The 18,879-nt window shown below is 35.1% G+C and carries 17 protein-coding genes; 13 read left to right on the forward strand and 4 right to left on the reverse strand.

The window, feature by feature from the left end:
* The first annotated feature begins 65 nt into the window (after positions 1–65).
* Complete coding sequence (locus tag ACRD62_RS03095; protein WP_430818656.1) at positions 66–1,013, forward strand: glycoside hydrolase family 43 protein; 948 nt, start codon at positions 66–68, stop codon at positions 1,011–1,013.
* A 62-nt stretch (positions 1,014–1,075) separates the two neighbouring features.
* Here ACRD62_RS03095 and ACRD62_RS03100 read toward each other — a convergent pair whose 3' ends face one another.
* Positions 1,076–1,891, reverse strand: a complete 816-nt coding sequence (locus ACRD62_RS03100; RefSeq protein WP_430818657.1) for a hypothetical protein — start codon at positions 1,889–1,891, stop codon at positions 1,076–1,078.
* Positions 1,892–2,021: 130 nt separating this feature from the next.
* Complete coding sequence (locus tag ACRD62_RS03105) at positions 2,022–2,363, reverse strand: DUF6249 domain-containing protein (protein WP_430818658.1); 342 nt, start codon at positions 2,361–2,363, stop codon at positions 2,022–2,024.
* Positions 2,364–2,585: 222 nt separating this feature from the next.
* Between ACRD62_RS03105 and ACRD62_RS03110 the strand changes: the two genes are divergently transcribed.
* From ACRD62_RS03110 to ACRD62_RS03145, 8 genes are all read left to right on the forward strand, one after another.
* Positions 2,586–3,161 (forward strand): RNA polymerase sigma factor, encoded by a 576-nt coding sequence (locus ACRD62_RS03110; protein ID WP_430818659.1) that lies wholly within the window; start codon positions 2,586–2,588, stop codon positions 3,159–3,161.
* Between the two features lie 10 nt (positions 3,162–3,171).
* Positions 3,172–3,588, forward strand: coding sequence for a hypothetical protein (locus tag ACRD62_RS03115; RefSeq protein WP_430818660.1), 417 nt, complete (start codon positions 3,172–3,174; stop codon positions 3,586–3,588).
* Between the two features lie 105 nt (positions 3,589–3,693).
* Positions 3,694–4,263, forward strand: a complete 570-nt coding sequence (locus tag ACRD62_RS03120; RefSeq protein WP_430818661.1) for an alpha/beta hydrolase family protein — start codon at positions 3,694–3,696, stop codon at positions 4,261–4,263.
* 77 nt (positions 4,264–4,340) lie between these two features.
* Positions 4,341–6,065, forward strand: a complete 1,725-nt coding sequence (locus ACRD62_RS03125; RefSeq protein WP_430818662.1) for a sensor histidine kinase — start codon at positions 4,341–4,343, stop codon at positions 6,063–6,065.
* On the forward strand, positions 6,062–6,682 hold the full coding sequence (locus ACRD62_RS03130) for a response regulator transcription factor (protein WP_430818663.1): 621 nt from the start codon (positions 6,062–6,064) through the stop codon (positions 6,680–6,682). The genes ACRD62_RS03125 and ACRD62_RS03130 overlap by 4 nt, the downstream gene beginning before the upstream one ends.
* 189 nt (positions 6,683–6,871) lie before the next feature.
* Positions 6,872–7,255, forward strand: a complete 384-nt coding sequence (locus ACRD62_RS03135; protein ID WP_430818664.1) for a hypothetical protein — start codon at positions 6,872–6,874, stop codon at positions 7,253–7,255.
* 318 nt (positions 7,256–7,573) lie between these two features.
* Positions 7,574–10,063, forward strand: a complete 2,490-nt coding sequence (locus ACRD62_RS03140; protein ID WP_430818665.1) for an endonuclease MutS2 — start codon at positions 7,574–7,576, stop codon at positions 10,061–10,063.
* A 421-nt stretch (positions 10,064–10,484) separates the two neighbouring features.
* Complete coding sequence (locus tag ACRD62_RS03145; RefSeq protein WP_430818666.1) at positions 10,485–10,889, forward strand: hypothetical protein; 405 nt, start codon at positions 10,485–10,487, stop codon at positions 10,887–10,889.
* Positions 10,890–10,911: 22 nt separating this feature from the next.
* On the opposite strand, the gene ACRD62_RS03150 is transcribed toward ACRD62_RS03145, so the two are convergent.
* A complete protein-coding gene (locus ACRD62_RS03150; RefSeq protein ID WP_430818667.1) occupies positions 10,912–12,534 on the reverse strand; it encodes a capsule assembly Wzi family protein in 1,623 nt (540 codons plus the stop codon).
* A gap of 420 nt (positions 12,535–12,954) precedes the next feature.
* Here ACRD62_RS03150 and ACRD62_RS03155 point away from each other — a divergent pair, with 420 nt between their 5' ends.
* Genes ACRD62_RS03155 through ACRD62_RS03165 form a run of 3 tightly spaced genes read left to right on the forward strand, consistent with a single transcriptional unit; the run spans position 12,955 to position 16,913 of the window.
* Positions 12,955–15,951: an AsmA family protein gene (locus ACRD62_RS03155; protein WP_430818668.1), complete on the forward strand. Its 2,997-nt coding sequence runs from the start codon at positions 12,955–12,957 to the stop codon at positions 15,949–15,951.
* A complete protein-coding gene (locus tag ACRD62_RS03160; protein ID WP_430818669.1) occupies positions 15,951–16,568 on the forward strand; it encodes a DsbA family protein in 618 nt (205 codons plus the stop codon). The genes ACRD62_RS03155 and ACRD62_RS03160 overlap by 1 nt, the downstream gene beginning before the upstream one ends.
* A gap of 18 nt (positions 16,569–16,586) precedes the next feature.
* Entirely contained in the window at positions 16,587–16,913 is a 327-nt protein-coding gene (locus ACRD62_RS03165) for a hypothetical protein (protein WP_430818670.1), read from the forward strand.
* A 38-nt stretch (positions 16,914–16,951) separates the two neighbouring features.
* Here ACRD62_RS03165 and ACRD62_RS03170 read toward each other — a convergent pair whose 3' ends face one another.
* On the reverse strand, positions 16,952–17,476 hold the full coding sequence (locus tag ACRD62_RS03170) for a peroxiredoxin family protein (protein ID WP_430818671.1): 525 nt from the start codon (positions 17,474–17,476) through the stop codon (positions 16,952–16,954).
* 193 nt (positions 17,477–17,669) lie between these two features.
* On the opposite strand from ACRD62_RS03170, the gene ACRD62_RS03175 reads away from it, so the two are divergent.
* Complete coding sequence (locus tag ACRD62_RS03175; RefSeq protein WP_430818672.1) at positions 17,670–18,449, forward strand: phosphatase PAP2 family protein; 780 nt, start codon at positions 17,670–17,672, stop codon at positions 18,447–18,449.
* Positions 18,450–18,879 lie beyond the last annotated feature (430 nt).

Raw genomic sequence — 18,879 nt, forward strand, 5'->3', positions numbered from 1 at the left:
CCATTAAAGAATTTGGGTGAGCCGTTACCTTGCATTCGTAAACTTCAAGTAGAATCTTCATGATTATGAAAAACCTGATTAAACTAAGTATTGTTCTAATTATTTTATTATCAAGTTGCACCCTAAAGAAAGATGTATACCTTTTTTCTTATTTCATTAATGGTGGTCAAGACGGACTTCACATAGCTTATAGTTATGACGGACATGAATGGGGTGTTGTAAACAATGGTGAATCTTTACTTCAACCTGTAATTGGTAAAGACCGGTTGATGCGTGACCCAAGTATAGCACAAGGTAAAGATGGAGTATTTCACATGGTTTGGACAACCGGATGGTGGGATAAAGGAATTGGCTATGCATCATCCACTGATCTGATCAATTGGTCGGAACAACAATACATACCTGTAATGGAACATCTGGAAAGTACAAGAAACAGCTGGGCTCCGGAAGTCTTTTACGATGATAAGGATGACATCTTTTATATTGTTTGGGCATCAACGGTACCTGAGTTATATCCTGACATAGAAACATTACCAAACGAAAAAGGACTGAATCACAGACAATATTACACAACCACCAAAGACTTTAAATCCTTTAGCCCAACCGAATTATTTTTTGATCCGGGCTTCAGTGTAATTGATGCCGCTATTCTAAAAAGAGATTCTGATTACATGATGGTGGTTAAAAATGAAATGTCGGCTCCGGTAGAAAAGAATTTAAGATTAACATTTACAACAGACTTAAAAGAAGGATTCCCAACAGAGGTAACTGAAAGTATTTCGGGCGACTCCTGGGTGGAAGGTCCAACTCCTATGCAAATTGGAGAATACACCTACATTTACTTCGACAAATATCGAGAAAAGAAATATGGAGCCATCCGTTCTACTGATGGACAAAATTGGGAAGACGTATCTGAAACCATTAATCTGCCCAAAGGTATTCGTCATGGCACTGCATTTAAAACTACAGAAGATGTTTTAAATAAACTCCTTGTCCTTTCTGTAAAAGAATAAAACTAAAAAAGAGTTACCCGGGCGGGTAACTCTTTTTTCTCCTTGTCCGTCTGTCTCCCTTATTAATTTTGCATTGGATAAGTTAGTTCTCCAATCTTTATTGTTGAGGTTGTATAATCCATTATTATATTAGGTAATCCTTCAATTACAACTGCCATTTTACCTTCAGTGATTTGTCTGGTTAAGACTACAAAATGTAGTGATTCTGTAATCGACAATGCATACTCAACTCCTTTTGAACTCGTTCCGTTTTGTGTACCATCCAATGTATATTCATCATCCCAAATATTTAAAGGAGTATCTGAACCGGCTACCCAGGTACGTGTTGAGTTTTGCTGATATTCTATAACCGATTCTTCTTTGGTTACTTTACCACCAGTTATGGTAACATTAAACTGAAGCCCTTCACCATCGGGATTTCCATTATTGGTGGCAACATGTGTACCTTCTAATTTATAACCATTCTGATAATAATTATCAAAAGTAGTAGTATGCACACTACCTTCAGTCCGATACAAACCGGTTGATACAATCAATAATTTTCCGGAACGAACAACTCCATCCAATCCGGTAATACCATCCCCAAAATCAACAGTAATATTTTTAGGCCATGTTGTTGCATCAAATGGCTCAATAGTTATTGCAGGACCTTCTTTAGTGGCTTTCAGCTCACCGGCTAATTGTAATTCGGCTTCCATAATAGCTTCATCACTGCTGTTTGAGGCATCCTGGAATTGCTTGCTTACTACCGAATATTCCTGTAATGCCTCAATACCTTCATCAATAGAGTTGAATTGATTGATTTTTTCTTCTACTTCACAGCTTAATAATACCAGTGCCAGTAAAAAAGTTATGAAACTAAAAAGTGGCTTTTTCATTGAATTTATTGTTAGTCGTTTTCCAACCATCAATACGAATGAATCAACAAATAGTTATCTAATTTTTAATAACAAAGAAAGGCTGCTCAACGGAACAGCCTTTCTTTCATGCATATCTGAGTGATATTAATTACTCGTCATTCAGTTTTTTTTGAATCAGATAAAATAATACTAAACTCAAACCTCCGAATAATAGCACCATTGATAAATATGCCGCTGCTTCATTCATCATGGTATTATTCTGTAATACCGATCCTAATACTACTCCAACTGCCAATCCAACCATCAACATACCGTATTTAAGACTTAAATAGTGCTTGGGTTTGGAATTCAACTGATCAAAAATTGAAGCATCTTTTCCTGCTGCTATTAATGCTGTTCTTTCAATTCTTCGTGTTCTGAAATAAGCCAATGATATGATTATAGCAGGTATACCTCCGAAAATAAAAATAATTGCTAATGAACCTTCCATGATTTTATATTTTAAGTTTTACATTATTTGTTAATCAACTCTCTGAGCGTGCTCATTCGTATGACGCCATGAAAAAAGACACGGTTACAAAAATTTGTTACTTTTTCGTTTTTTCATCAAACAACTTACTAAGAAACTGATGGTATTGACCTTAGTAAGAAATAAAAATAACTTGCAGAATACTTGTAACCAATAATGATTTAGGTGCGTCCTATTTTGTGAATGAGCAATAATAAAGACATAGAGCTTATAAAGAGTATTAAAAAGGGAGATGTTGCAGCCTTTTCGCAGATCATTGATATGTATCAGCATATGGCATTTACATTAGCCAAAGGAATTGTCAAAAATCTGCAGGAAGCAGAAGAAGTAACCCAGGATGCATTTGTAAAAGCTTATAAATCGCTGGACAGCTTCAAGGGAGATGCTTCTTTTTCAACCTGGCTCTATCGTATTGTTTATAATACTGCCATTTCTAAGTTACGAAGCCGAAAGCCTTCAACCGAGGACCTTGAAAGCAAGGAAACTATTCAGTACGAAGCCAACTATGCTGAAAACAATATGCACAGGTTGGAGTTACAGGAAAGGAAGAAGGTACTTAAAAAGGCATTGAGTAATTTAAAGGAAGACGATGCATTTATTCTGATTTTATACTATTATAAAGAGCAAAGCATTGAAGAGATTAGTAAAACAACCGGTCTTTCAGTTTCAAATATAAAAGTGAAACTGCACCGCGGAAGAAAGCAAATGCAAACAGAATTAAATGCAATTTTAAAAGGAGAGTTGAACTCGATTTTATAAATTTGAGACGATGAAAAAGATTAATAACGATGACGATAAACTGTTGAAGGAATTGTTCAGGGATTTCACACCTGAAGAAGCCCCTGCTTCAATCAGGCAAAATGCGATGAATCGTGTTTTACATGACTGGGTGCAGGAACCTCAGACTTATCAGCCATTAATCAATAAACAAAACAGATGGTGGATCATAACGGCAGCCATCGCCATATTAGCCATCTCATTTCTGGTCGATGCCTCTGTTATTCAGCAGTACCTTGGTGATTTGGGATTCACCTCCAAACAATTGAATTTGGGGTCTATCAACAAAAGCTTCTCTCAGTTTTTCGCTGTATTTACAAAAATTCCCTCGCTGGTATATTTTGTTGTAGCAGGTATTGTATTCCTATTAGGATTGGATAAAATTTTAAATCGACTGGCGAACTTATAAGAAAAGCTTTTACTCTAAAATATCTTAAGCGAATCTAAAAACGATTCGCTTTTTTATGCACAAAAAATTAATTGACACAATAAGCGCTTTCATTATTTTTGCAACATGCAGAACATTGAACCATACAACAGGTGGGAAAAGATTTACAAGGCCAATGAGGATAAGAGATCACCATATTATGGGCAAATCTTTGATGAATATTTATGTCGTAACACCATCTACGATCATTATATCCACCCAAAATGGGATGAATTCGGATCAAATACACTCTACCTGAAAATACTGTATGCCAATTATGATTCAGGGTACTGCATCATCGAATTAATGGGCGAATGGAACGACTGCCTGTATAACGACATCATGCACCTCAAACGTAATATCATTGAACATCTGGAAGATCATGGCATTCAAAAATTTATTTTGATTGGTGAAAATGTATTAAACTTTCATTATTCCGATGACTCTTATTACGAAGATTGGTTTAATGATATTGAAGATGGATGGATTATTGCAATCAATTTCCGGGAACATGTACTGGCAGAATTCGATAAGATCAATCTAAACTATTATGTGCTGTACGGCGGTAATCTATCTGCAGTAAAATGGCGTACCCTTTCGCCTATCAAGCTTTATGAAGCAATGGATAGCTATGCCGGCAAAATCTTAAATCCTTGAGGAAAGATCCCGGTTAATTAACATCTCATTTTTTTGTTTTATCTTGATACTATAAAACAAAGGTGAAACAAGTTTATATGATTAAAAGAATACGGAACCTGAGCATCAGATTTAAAATTGCCTTATTGCTAAGTTCTTTTGCCCTTTTAATTATTTCTTTAGTATCTGTTGTTCTGGCACAACAATTTAAAAATGCACTTCAAGACCGTATCCTATTACAACTTTCATCAATCAGGCATTTAAAAACAATTCAAATTGAGCGAATTCTTAGTAGTCATGTGCAGGAAATTAACACCATGCTCTCTCACATCAACAACAGCGAATACCTGGATGCTTTGGCTGCCGACCGCTTCATTCATATCGATTCGATTATAATTAACCATGAACTGAAAGAACTTAACAATTGGAAAAATGATACCATCTTAATTGAAGACATCAGCCCACAAATAAATGATGGCAAATTGCACCTTGCCTATCACACATCTCATAACAACTTGATTTACACCTTTTATTCGACTCCTCAAGCCATACAAAATGTACTTTTTGAACGAACCGGAATGGGTGAATCAGGGGAAACATACATTGTTGGAAGTGATGGCTATTTAAGAAGTCAATCTCGATTTTGGATTGACACTCTGCCTACACAAATTTATAGTAAGACACAAGCTTTTAACTTGTCACTAAAGGTTAGAGAAGGTACCACCAGACACACTGACTACAGAAACATTGAAGTTTTTAGCTCATTTTCGTCATTTTCTTATCACGGACTCCATTGGGTAATCCTTTCTGAAATTGATGTAAAGGAAGCCCTATTGCCTTTAAAAGACATGGAGCATCGTATCTATATTATTTCTGCTATTATAGCCATTGGCATTTTAATATTATCCAATTTTCTGGCTTGGTACATTGTGCATCCTGTCATAAAAGTTGAAAAAGCATTAACTAAAATTTCCAAAGGTGAGAAAACCAATATTCCCCGATATAGAAATAAAGATGAAATCGGAAGCCTTTTTTCAACTCTTGCCTTATTAATAACCAACACCGAGCAAATTATTGATTTTGCCAACCACATAGCTAATAGTCAGTTTAATCGTACAATGGTTCTGCGAAGTAATAATGACAGATTAGTAAACAGCTTAAATTACATGAAAGACCAGCTCATCGAAATTCAGGAACGCGAACGACAACTTCAGAATAAAAGTCAACGCTTGTTAATGGCTGGTGAAGAAGCAGAAAGAGACCGGTTAAGCAAAGAATTACACGATAGTGTTGGTCCGTTGTTAACCAACCTTAAACTTATAATTTCGCAGAATGATGCCCCAAAGGAAGTTATTGCCCAAAGGGTTCAGAATATTATTGAAGAAGTACGAAAAATATCAGTCAATCTGATGCCCTCAGTCCTGAAGGACTTTGGATTAACAGCTGCTGTACAGAGCTTTATCGATCAATTACCAATGTCTGATACCTGCCATATTTCTTACATTTATGATAAGGACGAGGAATCAACAATTCCATTAAATATTGCTTTAAATGCATTCCGAATCATTCAGGAATCTGTTAATAATGCTTTGAAACATGCCAATGCAACTGAAATTAAACTATCGATTACGGAATTTACTAATCAGGTAAATATATTTATTGCCGATAACGGTACCGGCTTTGAACCAAATAAAGTTTCGTTAGGCAATGGCTTGATGAATATTAAAGAACGTGTTCAATTGTTTAATGGGCATATGGAAATAATTTCAGGTAACGATGGTACAACCATTGAAGTTGAATTTGAAACAAAACAATTGCTATGATTAGAGTAAGCATAACCGACGACCATGATTTATTCAGAAGTGGCATTGCAATGTTACTCGAAAAAACAGATACTATTGAGGTGATTCATCAAACAGCCTCGGTAGAAGAGCTATTGGAAAAGCTGCCGGAATCAAAAGTAGATATTGCCTTACTTGACATTTCTATGAAATCTACCAATGGACTCGATGCCATCTCAATATTAAAAAAAATGCACCCAACCATTCGGAGCATAGTGCTTACAATGCATAATGAAGGGCAATATGTTATGCAGGCAATACGCAACGGAGCCTTTGGTTACCTTTTAAAGGATTGTGATGCTGAAGAACTGGCTGAAGCAATCTTAGAGGTGTTTAATGGTAAAAAATATTTCAACAAAGATGTTTCACATTTAATGATAGAAGCAGTTAATAAAGAAGCTAATACTCAAAAAATTTCAAAACGCGAAAAAGAAGTATTGCAACTGGTTGCCCAAGGACTAACTACTATTGAAATTGCAGCACAATTATTTGTTAGTAAACGCACAATTGAAACACACAGAAGCAATATTTTAAAGAAACTGGAAGTACAAAATACTGCTGAATTGATTACAAAAGCAACTCAACTGGGACTCATATAAAACACTCAATAACAAACCATTATTCCAATAATTTAACATCAATTGATAGGTTATAATCAAAATATCCGTATTTATACGGATATTTTGCCAGGTATATTCCACGAATAAAATATACCAAAAAGAAGGAATTGATCAACATTAAGGATACATCTACTTTTACATCAGTATTTAATAGTAAAACAAGTAGATATGAAAAATATTTTAATTGTAGCTTTTATAAGCATAGCATCCATTTCTTTTGCTCAAAATCAACAAAGAGTATATGGTCCTAAAGCCAAAAACGAAAAGGTTTGGATAAATAAATCAAATAAAAGTATAGTTGTTACCAACACTAATAAAAACATAACAGGTGGTGTGGCTAAAAACAACCAGACATGGGTAAAAAATGAAGACAAAACTCAGACAATAAAGATAAAAGGAAATGAAGAAAAGATGGCATTAAAAGGTCCGAATGCAAAAAACTACAAACCTTATAACAAAAGTAAATCCATCCACTTTAACGAGACTATTAACCAAAATATGGTACAGACCAATGATACGCTTAACCAGCAAAAAGAAATATTAACTGATTAACAGAAAGGCCTTCGGGCCTTTTTTTATTCAAATAAGCACATAAAAAAAGCCTGTCTTTGGGAGACAGGCAAGAAACATTCTAAGAAAAAAAATTCTAACCTAAACCTCACACACATCCGAATGTTTCTATATTTGGGGACCAGGAGAGCCTTTTCTTACATTGTGAAAACAAAATTAAGCTGTTCCCTTTCTGTTGTCAATACCCTTTTTAAAAAAAATACGATTTTTTTGTCTTTTTTATTCTTTACTCTTGATTGCCATTCATTCTGCTGTTAAAAGCCTGTTTAATTTTTCTATTTTTGCAGAAAAAGTAAAACAGTGATTTATCCTGCAAATTTCGAAGAGAAGATTAAGTTTAATCGCATTCGCGAGCACATCAAAAATAATTGCATGAGCAACCTTGGTAAAGAGGTTGTAGATGAAATGCAATTCAGTACTAACTTTGATGAAACTCGTCTGAATCAACTTCAAACATTTGAGTTCAGAAGAATTTGCCTGGAAGAGGATAATTTTCCTCTAAGTTATTTCATTGATGTTCGTGAGCCTTTACTTCGAATTCGTACCGAAGGAAGATTCATGGAAGAATCAGAACTGTTTGATTTACTTCGATCATTAACGACCATAAGTGATATCGTACGTTTCTTTAACAAAAAAGACGAAGAAGAGTATCCTGAACTTAAAGCCTTGGTCGCCAATGTGGCTGTTTTCCCATTTTTACAGGATAAAATTGACTTTCTATTAAATAAATTCGGGAAACTGAAAGACAATGCTTCCCCCGAATTAGCAAGAATACGAAAGGAAATTCATTCGAAGCAAAATAGTATATCGCGGAAGTTAAATGCTATACTTCGTAAAGCCAAGCAGGACGGACTGGTTGAAGCCGATGCAAATATTGCGATACGCGACGGGCGATCAGTGATACCGATTTCATCTGCCAACAAGCGTAAACTAGGTGGTATCGTTCAGGATGAATCAGCCACAGGTAAAACATCCTTTATAGAGCCAACAGAAATTGTTGAGATCAATAATGAAGTACGAGAACTGGAATATGCTGAACGTCGTGAAATCGTACGAATCTTAATTGATGTGGCAGATCAAATCAGGCCATACATTAATGATCTTTTGGAATCATACAAATTTATGGGAACCATCGATTTTATAAGAGCCAAAGCACGCTTTGCCTTAAGCATTGATGCCACTTTGCCCGATTTCCATAACGATCAGAGCTTTAACTGGAGAGAAAGTAAACACCCATTGCTGCATCTTCAATTTAAAGAAGCTAAAAAAGAAGTTGTTCCACTCGACATCGAATTAAAAGATCCGAATCAACGATTATTATTGATCTCAGGACCCAATGCCGGTGGAAAATCAGTTTGTCTGCAAACAGTTGGATTGCTGCAATATATGTTTCAATGCGGATGTTTGGTTCCTATGCATGAAGGATCTAAGATCGGTTTCTTCCAGGATATCTTTATCGACATAGGCGACGAGCAATCTATTGAAAACGACCTGAGTACCTACAGCTCTCACCTCTTCAATATGAAGCATTTTTTACGTTACAGTAAAAAAGAAACACTTATTCTGATTGATGAATTTGGTACAGGAACAGAACCAATGCTGGGTGGAGCAATCGCTGAGAGCGTGCTCGAACAAATGAATCAACAAGGTGTATATGGCGTGATAACTACACACTATACAAACCTCAAGCATATGGCATCGCAAACAGAAGGAATTGAAAACGGAGCTATGCTTTTTGATACCGGTAGAATAATGCCTTTATATAAATTGCAAATTGCTCAACCTGGATCTTCTTTCGCTTTTGAGATTGCACGAAAAATTGGTTTACCTGAAAACATACTTAACAGTGCCAAAGACAAAATTGGTCAGGAGCATGTTGATTACGATAAAAACCTGCGTGAAATAGTAAGAGACAAAAGATACTGGGAGCAAAAAAGAAATACCATTCGTATCAATGAAAAACGTCTGGCAGAGGTATTGGAAAAATACCAGCTCGAACTTCAAAACATCAAAAAAGAGCGAAAAGATGTGATGGAGAAAGCCAGACTGGAGGCTGACCAACTTCTTTCAAATGCCAATAAGGAGATTGAAAAGACTATTCGCACCATAAAAGAATCTCAGGCCGAAAAAGAAAAAACTAAACTGGCTCGTCAAAAACTGGATGTTTTCAAAGAAAAAGCCACTGAAGAAAAAGTAACAGATGCTAAGATTGACAAGAAAATTCAACAAATAAAAGACCGGGAAGAAAGAAAAGCCAATCGAAAAAAAGAGAAAGAAAACAAGGCAGGTGTTACACCTGAGAAACCCAAAAAAGTTATCGTAGAAACAATTGAAAAGGGAGACACTGTTAAGCTGGAAGGTCAATCGCTACCAGGCGAGGTTTTATCTATAAGTGGCAAGGAGGCTACTGTTGCCTTTGGTAATATTCAAACCAAGGTTAAAGTAACCCGCTTAAAAAAAGTATCAGGCACAAAAAAAACCAGTGCTACTTCTTCAAACCACGTAATATCGAATGTTTCAGGTAAAGTAAGAGAGCGTAAACTAACCTTCAAACCCGATATAGATCTGCGCGGGCTCAGAGGAGACGAGGCTATTCAGATGGTTATCAACCATATTGATGAAGCAGTGATGTGTGAAGTAAATGAAGTTAAAATACTTCATGGCAAAGGCAACGGAATACTTCGCACGCTGATTCGTGAACAGTTGGCTACCATCCCATTTGTACGCAAGTTTCGTGATGCTCACATACAAGAAGGAGGCTCCGGAATTACGATTGTTCAGCTGGAATAAAAAACTTCAAAAAAAATAGAAAAAAGCCTGTTTCACTATTTGGTGCTACAGGTTTTTTTTATTACTTGCTCACAGGTATTATTAATGATACATCAAGGTTTTCATTAACACTAAGAGACTAATAAACAAGAAATTTAATCCAAATTGGAGATGTAATTTTTTCAAAAGTTCGATTAAATAAAATGCGTTTAAACACTTGATTAGTATTAATGATAAATTCAATGATTTATAGTGATAATATCCTGGAATAACCTTTACCTAATCTTGGAAGAAATTTAGTTAAATTAATATTTGACAAAAACAAGAACCTTTTTTAAAATAGTATAGTAAAAACTAATTAATAGCTGAAAAGCGAGTATAAAAAACAGACTTTTCAATAGCAGTATTTTAAAAAGCATGTTATTAGAATAATTGTAAAGCTATGAGCAACAAACCAAGAATTATAAAGGATTACAAGAAGCTTGATGATGAGATCAAAGAACAAATCAAACTTACCTATCCGTATGGTTTTAGTGACAACCTAATTACGTTTTCGTATAAAGATGGCCAAATGATCAGTGCCTTACCATTCGAAACAGATGATAGTTATTTTCTGGTTAAGATGAGTATTGTTGAGGCAGAACAAATCATTGAAGACGATGATGATTACAATGACGATGGAAATCTTAAAAACAGTGCCAAGGAAGATTATTCAGAAAAATATGCCGACGTCGACTACATGAAAGATGTTATTGACGATGAGGATGTTGATGGCGACGAAGACGACGACATGGAAGATAAATATGACGACGAGGATGATGATGACGATGATATGGAAGATGATTAATTAATCATCCTCCATTATCCAATCAGAAGTTGTTATAAATACTTTTTATTGAAGTCCTGACACCAAAATAAAAGTGTTGGGTTTCTTCAATTTGCTCATCATTTGTTAGCTTGCGCAGTCGTGCACCTGCAACAAGGTTAAACATATTTCGGGGATTGATTAAATAACTGATGTTAATATCTGCATTATAAACATTGGTTCTCAATCCTTGCCCTATATAATGTCCATATTCAATATATCTGCCATTTTCATCCGTTGGTCGGTTATTACTATCAACAATCACGTTTTTTCCCCAGCTTACTCCATCACCATAATCCTCGCCATACATAGCTGTCATCAACTCAGCCTTAAACATCCATCTACGATGGCGATATTTCAATAAGGCAAACCCCTCACGAAAATTAGCTCCCAGAATATGTGCCAATGGTTGCCTGTAGTGCGAATTGGCATAAATACTTGTGTAATGCGAATATAAATACGGACGAGCCTGATTATATTCAGCCTGAAGATCAAGTTTCTTTATTCCAAATAAATCAAATGTTTTTAGTCCTAACTGAAAGCCATTTTTATTAGCCCACCATTGCGTACCTCCAAAAACTTCATCAGCTTTAAACTCACCCAATACAAACTGTCCGTAAAAGGTCAACCATCTGGCAGCAATGTACCTTGCATTAAAACCCAAAGTCACATTATCAGGCGATCCTAAAGCATATTCAACCGGGCGCATAAAAGCTACAGGATTCAGGTAATGCCAATCGAAACCTCTATAACCTGTGGTATCCTGCTCAGCATAAACCACACTGGCAAACAATCCTAAAGAAGCACGCTTTCCAATATTTAAATCAAGGTATTGAAATACTCCATACTTACCGGGAAAACGATAATCGTTAGGGACTTTTGTCTCATCGTATTGCAGCATTTTGTTGTACAATACAGTGTATTCTATCTTCCAGAAGTCTGCAGTAAGCTTAACATACGGATAACTAAAAGCTACATCCGAAAGTAACATCGATCGGTGACCATCTCCAAAAAAGTGCTTACCGTTACCCACTTGTAAACTAAAATACTTGGCCAAATCAAAGGCTACATATGCAGTAACATTGGCAAAGTCATGTCCGTTTTCTGCATAGTTTTTACGTTTACCCCAACCGGGCATAATATCATATTCGTTGGCAAATGCATCAATATAATTAGGCACAACTGCCTGAGTCTCTATAAAGTCGGTATAAAAATGAACATGCTTACCTATATTTCCCTCTATAAATAAACCACGGGTATTGGTGTAAGTCGTTTTGCCTTCAACATTCTCTTTTCCGTATTCGAAATTAAACAAGGGATTGATAACTATCCGAATATCATCCTTCTTCAGTTGAATGAGGTCATCATGAAATATTCTTTTCCAGAAATTTAATTCTCCGGATGGAACCCGCAAGCCATCATACAAAACAGAATCAGTATTAAACACCTTATTCAGTTCATCCAGACGGTATTGCCTCACTGATGTATGTAAATTACTTCCAGGCTGGTAAACATAGCGCTCAAAAGGGGAATATTGATAGTCTTCGTAGTGACTTTGTAATTGAGCCATTATATCGCTCATCATAAATACTACCATTAACAGAGTCAAATATTTGTGCTTAATCATAAAATGCGGATTGAAATACGAATATAACAAAAACAGTTAAGCTTGCTATACGCCTTATCACCTCTATGGTTTCAAAGTATCGACAATAAAAAACCACTTCATTAAAAGTGGTAAAAAAGGAGGAAAAGCTCTTGCATCGCTCGTTATCCTTTGATTGGCAAATATGTGCCAGGATCCTCGTACCCTTATTATAGCGAGGCGCACCAGCTTTTCACCCCAACCTGCTTACGCAGCCATCATGTCTTAAGACAAAAGTAAATTACAAAAACATATTGCAGAAGTCAATATTTACAGGACTTTTCTTATTAACATAGAAGAAAAATAAACTAACTTTGAAGCACACTTTATATTGTTTTCCAACAGAATTACTTATTTTAAATACATAATTGTATTTAGTTTTCACACTTCAAACACAAGTCGATGAAACTCTTTCTTAAAACTTTAAAGTACCTGGGAATTATTATAGTATGCCTTATTATTCTACTTATTTTAATTGCTGAATTTGCTGAAAAGCCAATAACAAAACTCGCAATTAATCAGCTTAATGAAACACTGGGTACTGAATTAACTGTGAAAAATATTGAATTCTCTCTTTTAAAGGATTTTCCGAATGCTCAGTTGCAATTGCAAAACGTGCAACTCAAAAGTGATTCGCTTGGTTTGGATGATATTATAGTTTTAAAAAACTTATACATCGAAGTTGAGATGACTCCTCTGCTTCATGACCAGATCAATATTGTAGAAGTACGATTAGAAAACGGAGTAGCCAATTATCATGTTTACAATAACCAAAAGACAAATATTGATTTTTTAATTCCGGAATCAGAAGAAAATGAAACCGACACTACTTCGGCAGCTTTAAATATTGCCGCACCGTTGATTAAAACAACAGCTGTTCAATTAAATTATAAAGACGAAGCTGAAAATATTACGGCAACCATCATGCTGAATGCCTTATCCTCAGTTTTCATGAAAGAAGAAAGTGGTATATCTGCCAATGTTGAAGGATCTGTTACCATCAATAAGGTAAATTATCCGGACACTAAGGCACATCTGATGAACAATATGCAGCTTGACTTAAAAGCGCTATTTCAAAACGACACCCTTCATCTCGAAAACGCGTCACTAATTAGTGAAGGTGTAAAAATAAATACATCAGGGTGGATTAATACAACCGGTAATTTTCCGGCAGAGCTCAAAATATTTGAAACCCATTTCGATCTGAAGGAACTGGCCAAGTACATACCTGATTCATTAATTACTGACTACAAACTACAGATTGATGGTGGTATTTTAAATACCTCTGCATCTATAAACGGGGATTTATTAGATACCATAAACCTTCCTCAAATAAATGCTTTGATCAAACTGGAAGGCACTCGTCTATCAGCTTTAGATTACCCTTCCATTAAAGATCTTACTACCGAAATAAGCTTTACCAACGGAAATCAACGCTCGATGGCATCTTCGGAGCTTGAAATAAAAAAATTACAAGTTAAAACGAACCAAAGCAGTGTAAATTTAACAGCAAGGGTTATCAATTTCGATCATCCAGTTTATTCTTTTCAAACACAAGCCAATATATTGCTTGATGAGTTTAATCATCTGGTTCCGCAGGATCTGAAAACAAACATAGGTGGCAGAGTCAACGCTGCTTTGACCAATAGTGGCTCATTACCCGATTCGGTAACCATGAGTTACATTAATGAGTCGCTCAACCGAAGCACCTTAAACCTTACCATGACCAACCTTTTTGTTGAGATGGATTCGGTTATCAACCTACAGAATATGAACGGTTCTGCCAGTTATCACAACCAGACTTTTCAATTCGAGGATATCAGTTGTCAGTTGCCCGATTATAAAATGGATATTGCACCATCCAGTCTAAAAGGAAAATATATCGGAAGCATCGATAATATTGATCAACTGGCCGTTGACCTTGAATCATTCGACTTAAATGCAAACAAAAGCAGCTTATCAGGTAATGCCTATTTTAAAAACGGGCAAAAACCTTATTATCAAACAAAAACCGAGGCTGAAATTAACCTCAAGGACTGGAGTGCATTTATACCCGACACCCTTCTTTCTGATTACAACGGGCAATTATTAGCCAGTATTGAATTGGCAGGTAGCATTAATATGGATTCTATAGCTGATGAGGCAATGCGAATACTTTTCACAGAAAGTGAATTATTGGTTACCAGCAAAGATCTTACAATACGTACCCCCGATAATTTATATAATCTGGAAGCTATGAATGGAACTGTATTTATGAAAAACGATTCCATTTCAATGGAAGATATTTCAGGAAGTTTCAATCAGATGTCTTTTACTGCCGACTCAACCTACGTCGTAGATTTGCATAAAAGTGTATTGCAAAATCAGAAAAAGAAAGTAAAAGTTCGTGGATTTGTTCATCTGGGTAATATCGATTATGCTGAACTCGAAAAGTTAATGCCTGCTACAGATTCAACAGAAGTAGCTCAGGTGGATACTATTCCTGCCGAGCCAAGCAATTATTCATTTGATGTACGAGGAAAATTCTATGTGGATCAATTGAAATACGAAAACGCTATCCTTGAAAATATTAGTGGGCTTTATAAATTAACTGATCACGAATACATTGTTGACCAGTTAAAATTTGATGCATTTAAAGGACATGCAAATACTTCTGTCAAAGTACTGATGAATAACGACCATATGAAGGTTTATTTTAAAAATAGTACTCATGGGCTAGATATCAACCAATTATTAGTTGATTTTAATGACTTTAAGGATTATGGAAATGAGGACTATATCAGTTCTGAACAACTAAGCGGAACCTTTAGTACAGATAATCTAAGCGGATATTTCTTATTCAAGGCTGACACATTGGTTGCTGATTCAACCATGATGACTGCTGACCTCAGATTAGAAAAAGGACAATTGTATAATTACCCAATCGCTGTTGAAATGGGAAAAGATTATAACATCGATGGACTTGATGATATACAATTCGAGACACTGGATAACAAACTGTTTATTTACTCAGGAACCGTTTATGCTCCTTTAACAAATATCAAAACCAACACATTTGATATTAGCCTATTTGGCAAGCAAGAATTTAATCTTGACTGTCAGTATCATTTGCGATTTTATTTAAAAGAAATTCTAAGAAAAGGGAAAACAGACCGGATTGAGAAAAAGCAATCGAAAGAAAGTAAACAAAAAGATGATGGTGGAACCAAAGGTTTAACGTCTCTCTTTGCGATCTATAAAGTTAAAAATGGAGAAACAGTTAAAAGTACACTTGAATCTGAGGGTTCTCCTGCCCGAACCCAGATGAAAATAGATGTCAACTTAAAAGAAGCAATGTTAAAACTTCAGTTTCATCCTTTAATCATTAAGTATGAAACTGGTGTTGAACAGAAGAAATAATGAAAAAAAGATCACTTATAATTTCTATTGTTTCCATATGCATTATTGCATTAGTTACATACCTTTTTTTAAATAAAAACAAGAACGATGCTCCAATTAATGAGATTACTTTATTAAGTGATTACGATATTATTATCGGCGAGTTTAACGCGAGTAATACTCTGATATTATACTTTGATTATAACTGTAAGTATTGCAAAAAATTCTTTGAGAATGTTTATCCTGAGATTAAGAAACAATTTATTGATGGTGGGATATTAAAAATTGTGCTTAGACCCGTTTGCAAGTCTAATGACATTACTGCCACTAATGCCTATCAAACACTTTTATGCATTAACAAATTTGGTAATTTCGATAAATTACATCAACTTTTATTACACGAACCAAGAATAATTTATACTGAACAGTATCAGCAATTAACCGATGAATTTATCAACACTAATGCTAATGTTGCTGAATGCATTTTAAATACAAACAATGAAGCGATTCTAAAAAATATTTATGAATTTCAGGAGCTAAAAACAAAAGGAACCCCTACCTTTGTATTAAACAATAAAGTAATAGTTGGTTATAAAGATTTCCAATTTTTTGAAGATAGAATAAAAAAGAATCATTAATAATAAAAAAGATAAGCTATGAAATTAGTTACTAAACTCTCAGCTTTCCTGATAATGGGATTATTCGCATTTAGTACATTTGGTTGTAGCGAAGAAGATCCTGAGTCTTGTAATACACCCGATCAGGATATCGGCACATGTTCTGCAGACGACATTACTGTTTGTTGTGACGATGAAGGTTCATGTTACTATGTCTATCAAGGGACCAATTATGACAATGTGAATGACATTGCAGCTGTTTGTGCTTCTGCCAGTACAATTGAATTAAATTCAGTAGTTATTCAGTTTGACGCATTAACAACTCAGCTTATCAATGAAGCCCGCTCTGCAGCAATCTGCAAATAAAAAATAAAAGGCTGTCGGTTTCGACAGCCTTATTTTTTTTACCAAAATTGGTACCAGCTTTTCTTTGTTTCTTTTCTAAGTTTCTTCTCCAGTTCTTCACCTCTTAGATTAACAGCAACAATTACTCCGTCGCCATCAATTAAGAAGTTGGCAGGTATTCCTCTTACACTGTATAATTTTGAAACCTCACTTCGCCACCCTTTCAAATCGCTTACATGATAAGGCCATATAAGTCCATCATTTTCAATGGCACTCATCCAATCAGGCTTCTTCATATCCAACGATACCGAAAAGATGGTAAAACCATCACCATTCTTAAAGATGGTATCTTTAAAACTCTCATATGCATTTACTAAGGTTGGATTTTCTTTTCGGCAGGGTTTACACCACGAGGCCCAAAAGTCAATCAACACCATTTTACCTTTCAGGGAAGATAATGCAAGTGAATCACCGTTGGGTGTGACCTGAACAATGTCAGGAGCAATATCACCCACCTGATACTTCTGACTTGAGGCAGACAATGAAAAACCTAAAAAAGCTAATATTATAAATAATCGTGTCATTTCGCTATTCTTTTTATTACCGGCTAATATAATGCTTTCATACATTTAACAATTAACCATCAAATAATACACTTCAAACATGCATTTAGTTTCAATAACATTCAAAATTGATACCATTTTTTAAGTAAATTATTCCATTAATGCTTACTTTAATGCCAATTCATTATAAATCATACTATTTGATCCAAGGAAAATGAGATCCCGCATCGACATATTAATCATTTGTACAGCCATTTGTTTGGTAATACTTGCCAGTACATTTCTGTTTCCGTATGGTTTCTCTGCCATTCATGAAGGTTGGGTAGCTGGTTTCTGGCTTTTTATTTCCAACACAGGAGGTACTATTGGCGTACCTGTTATCACTCTTGTTTTTTGTATCGTTATCAGTCTTCATTATAAAGGATGGTTTAAAAAAATGTTATTCCTGACATTATCGCTACTAGGATTTTCTGTTGTTTTAGGAGGATTTGCCAAGCTAAACGAACATTTCATTAAGGAGAATTTACGCATTGAACGTCCAAACATAATTTATCTGCATAACCAAAAGGATTTTGATAGTGAGGAATTTTATAATCTTCCAACAAAAGCCGATCGACAAAAATACCTCAAAGAATTCCTGAATGAGAAAGGACCAGATTTTATCACGTTTGATGATAAACCTATTCACCCAAAAGTATTGCAGCACTGGCTAAACGAAACCGGATTCTCTTTTCCTTCAGGGCATTCAGTAAATGCTTTTTTGATGGCGACCTTAATGTCTTATCTTCTTTTATTCACATATGAAGATTTCAGAAGACGTACCTTTTTTATTCTTCCGTTTTTATGGGCAACCCTTGTTGCTTTATCCAGAGTGATTTTAGGGGTTCACTCGCCAACTGATATAGCATTAGGCGCTTTAATCGGCAGCCTCATTGCCTATCTTATTATAGTAACAGGAATAATTGATAAATATCTGAAACAAAAAGAGAACTAAAGGTAAAATCCTTAATTAGAAACAAATTCTTGAATATTTAATATCATTTGTGTAACCGAAACCTTTTCATTTCGTACAAATGAAGCAATAACAATTAATTGTTGAAAGTGTAATATTTCGAAGCTTTTACATACAATTAAAATTCAATATTAGCCTGAAGTTTAGGGGAAACAATTTTAAGGCAAACCAAATTTAACACCATATACAATAGAACTTCCGGACAATGGTTTAATATACGATTATCTATTATTAACACATTGCCGTTAGTCTTGAAATTTCTCTGAATTAAGAGTATTAACAATTGCATTTAGCTTCAATTGTCAGATATCCTTATGGAGTCTGATAATTAACCGAACCTTAGTTTAATTACCCTAACAGTTATTTACTCAGCTTTCAGCTTCAATTAAAGCGTGATAGCACAGTTTCAAAA

The sequence above is a fragment of the Carboxylicivirga caseinilyticus genome (assembly GCF_050589785.1).
Lineage (GTDB): Bacteria > Bacteroidota > Bacteroidia > Bacteroidales > Marinilabiliaceae > Carboxylicivirga > Carboxylicivirga caseinilyticus.

Coding starts and splice junctions, on each gene's coding strand:
- ACRD62_RS03105 (WP_430818658.1), bottom strand. CDS start 2,363: ATGGAAGGTTCATTAGCAATTATTTTTATTTTCGGAGGTATACCTGCT.
- ACRD62_RS03110 (WP_430818659.1), top strand. CDS start 2,586: ATGAGCAATAATAAAGACATAGAGCTTATAAAGAGTATTAAAAAGGGA.
- ACRD62_RS03175 (WP_430818672.1), top strand. CDS start 17,670: ATGAGATCCCGCATCGACATATTAATCATTTGTACAGCCATTTGTTTG.
- ACRD62_RS03135 (WP_430818664.1), top strand. CDS start 6,872: ATGAAAAATATTTTAATTGTAGCTTTTATAAGCATAGCATCCATTTCT.
- ACRD62_RS03155 (WP_430818668.1), top strand. CDS start 12,955: ATGAAACTCTTTCTTAAAACTTTAAAGTACCTGGGAATTATTATAGTA.
- ACRD62_RS03115 (WP_430818660.1), top strand. CDS start 3,172: ATGAAAAAGATTAATAACGATGACGATAAACTGTTGAAGGAATTGTTC.
- ACRD62_RS03120 (WP_430818661.1), top strand. CDS start 3,694: ATGCAGAACATTGAACCATACAACAGGTGGGAAAAGATTTACAAGGCC.
- ACRD62_RS03150 (WP_430818667.1), bottom strand. CDS start 12,534: ATGATTAAGCACAAATATTTGACTCTGTTAATGGTAGTATTTATGATG.
- ACRD62_RS03095 (WP_430818656.1), top strand. CDS start 66: ATGAAAAACCTGATTAAACTAAGTATTGTTCTAATTATTTTATTATCA.
- ACRD62_RS03170 (WP_430818671.1), bottom strand. CDS start 17,476: ATGACACGATTATTTATAATATTAGCTTTTTTAGGTTTTTCATTGTCT.
- ACRD62_RS03130 (WP_430818663.1), top strand. CDS start 6,062: ATGATTAGAGTAAGCATAACCGACGACCATGATTTATTCAGAAGTGGC.
- ACRD62_RS03100 (WP_430818657.1), bottom strand. CDS start 1,891: ATGAAAAAGCCACTTTTTAGTTTCATAACTTTTTTACTGGCACTGGTA.
- ACRD62_RS03125 (WP_430818662.1), top strand. CDS start 4,341: ATGATTAAAAGAATACGGAACCTGAGCATCAGATTTAAAATTGCCTTA.
- ACRD62_RS03145 (WP_430818666.1), top strand. CDS start 10,485: ATGAGCAACAAACCAAGAATTATAAAGGATTACAAGAAGCTTGATGAT.
- ACRD62_RS03165 (WP_430818670.1), top strand. CDS start 16,587: ATGAAATTAGTTACTAAACTCTCAGCTTTCCTGATAATGGGATTATTC.
- ACRD62_RS03160 (WP_430818669.1), top strand. CDS start 15,951: ATGAAAAAAAGATCACTTATAATTTCTATTGTTTCCATATGCATTATT.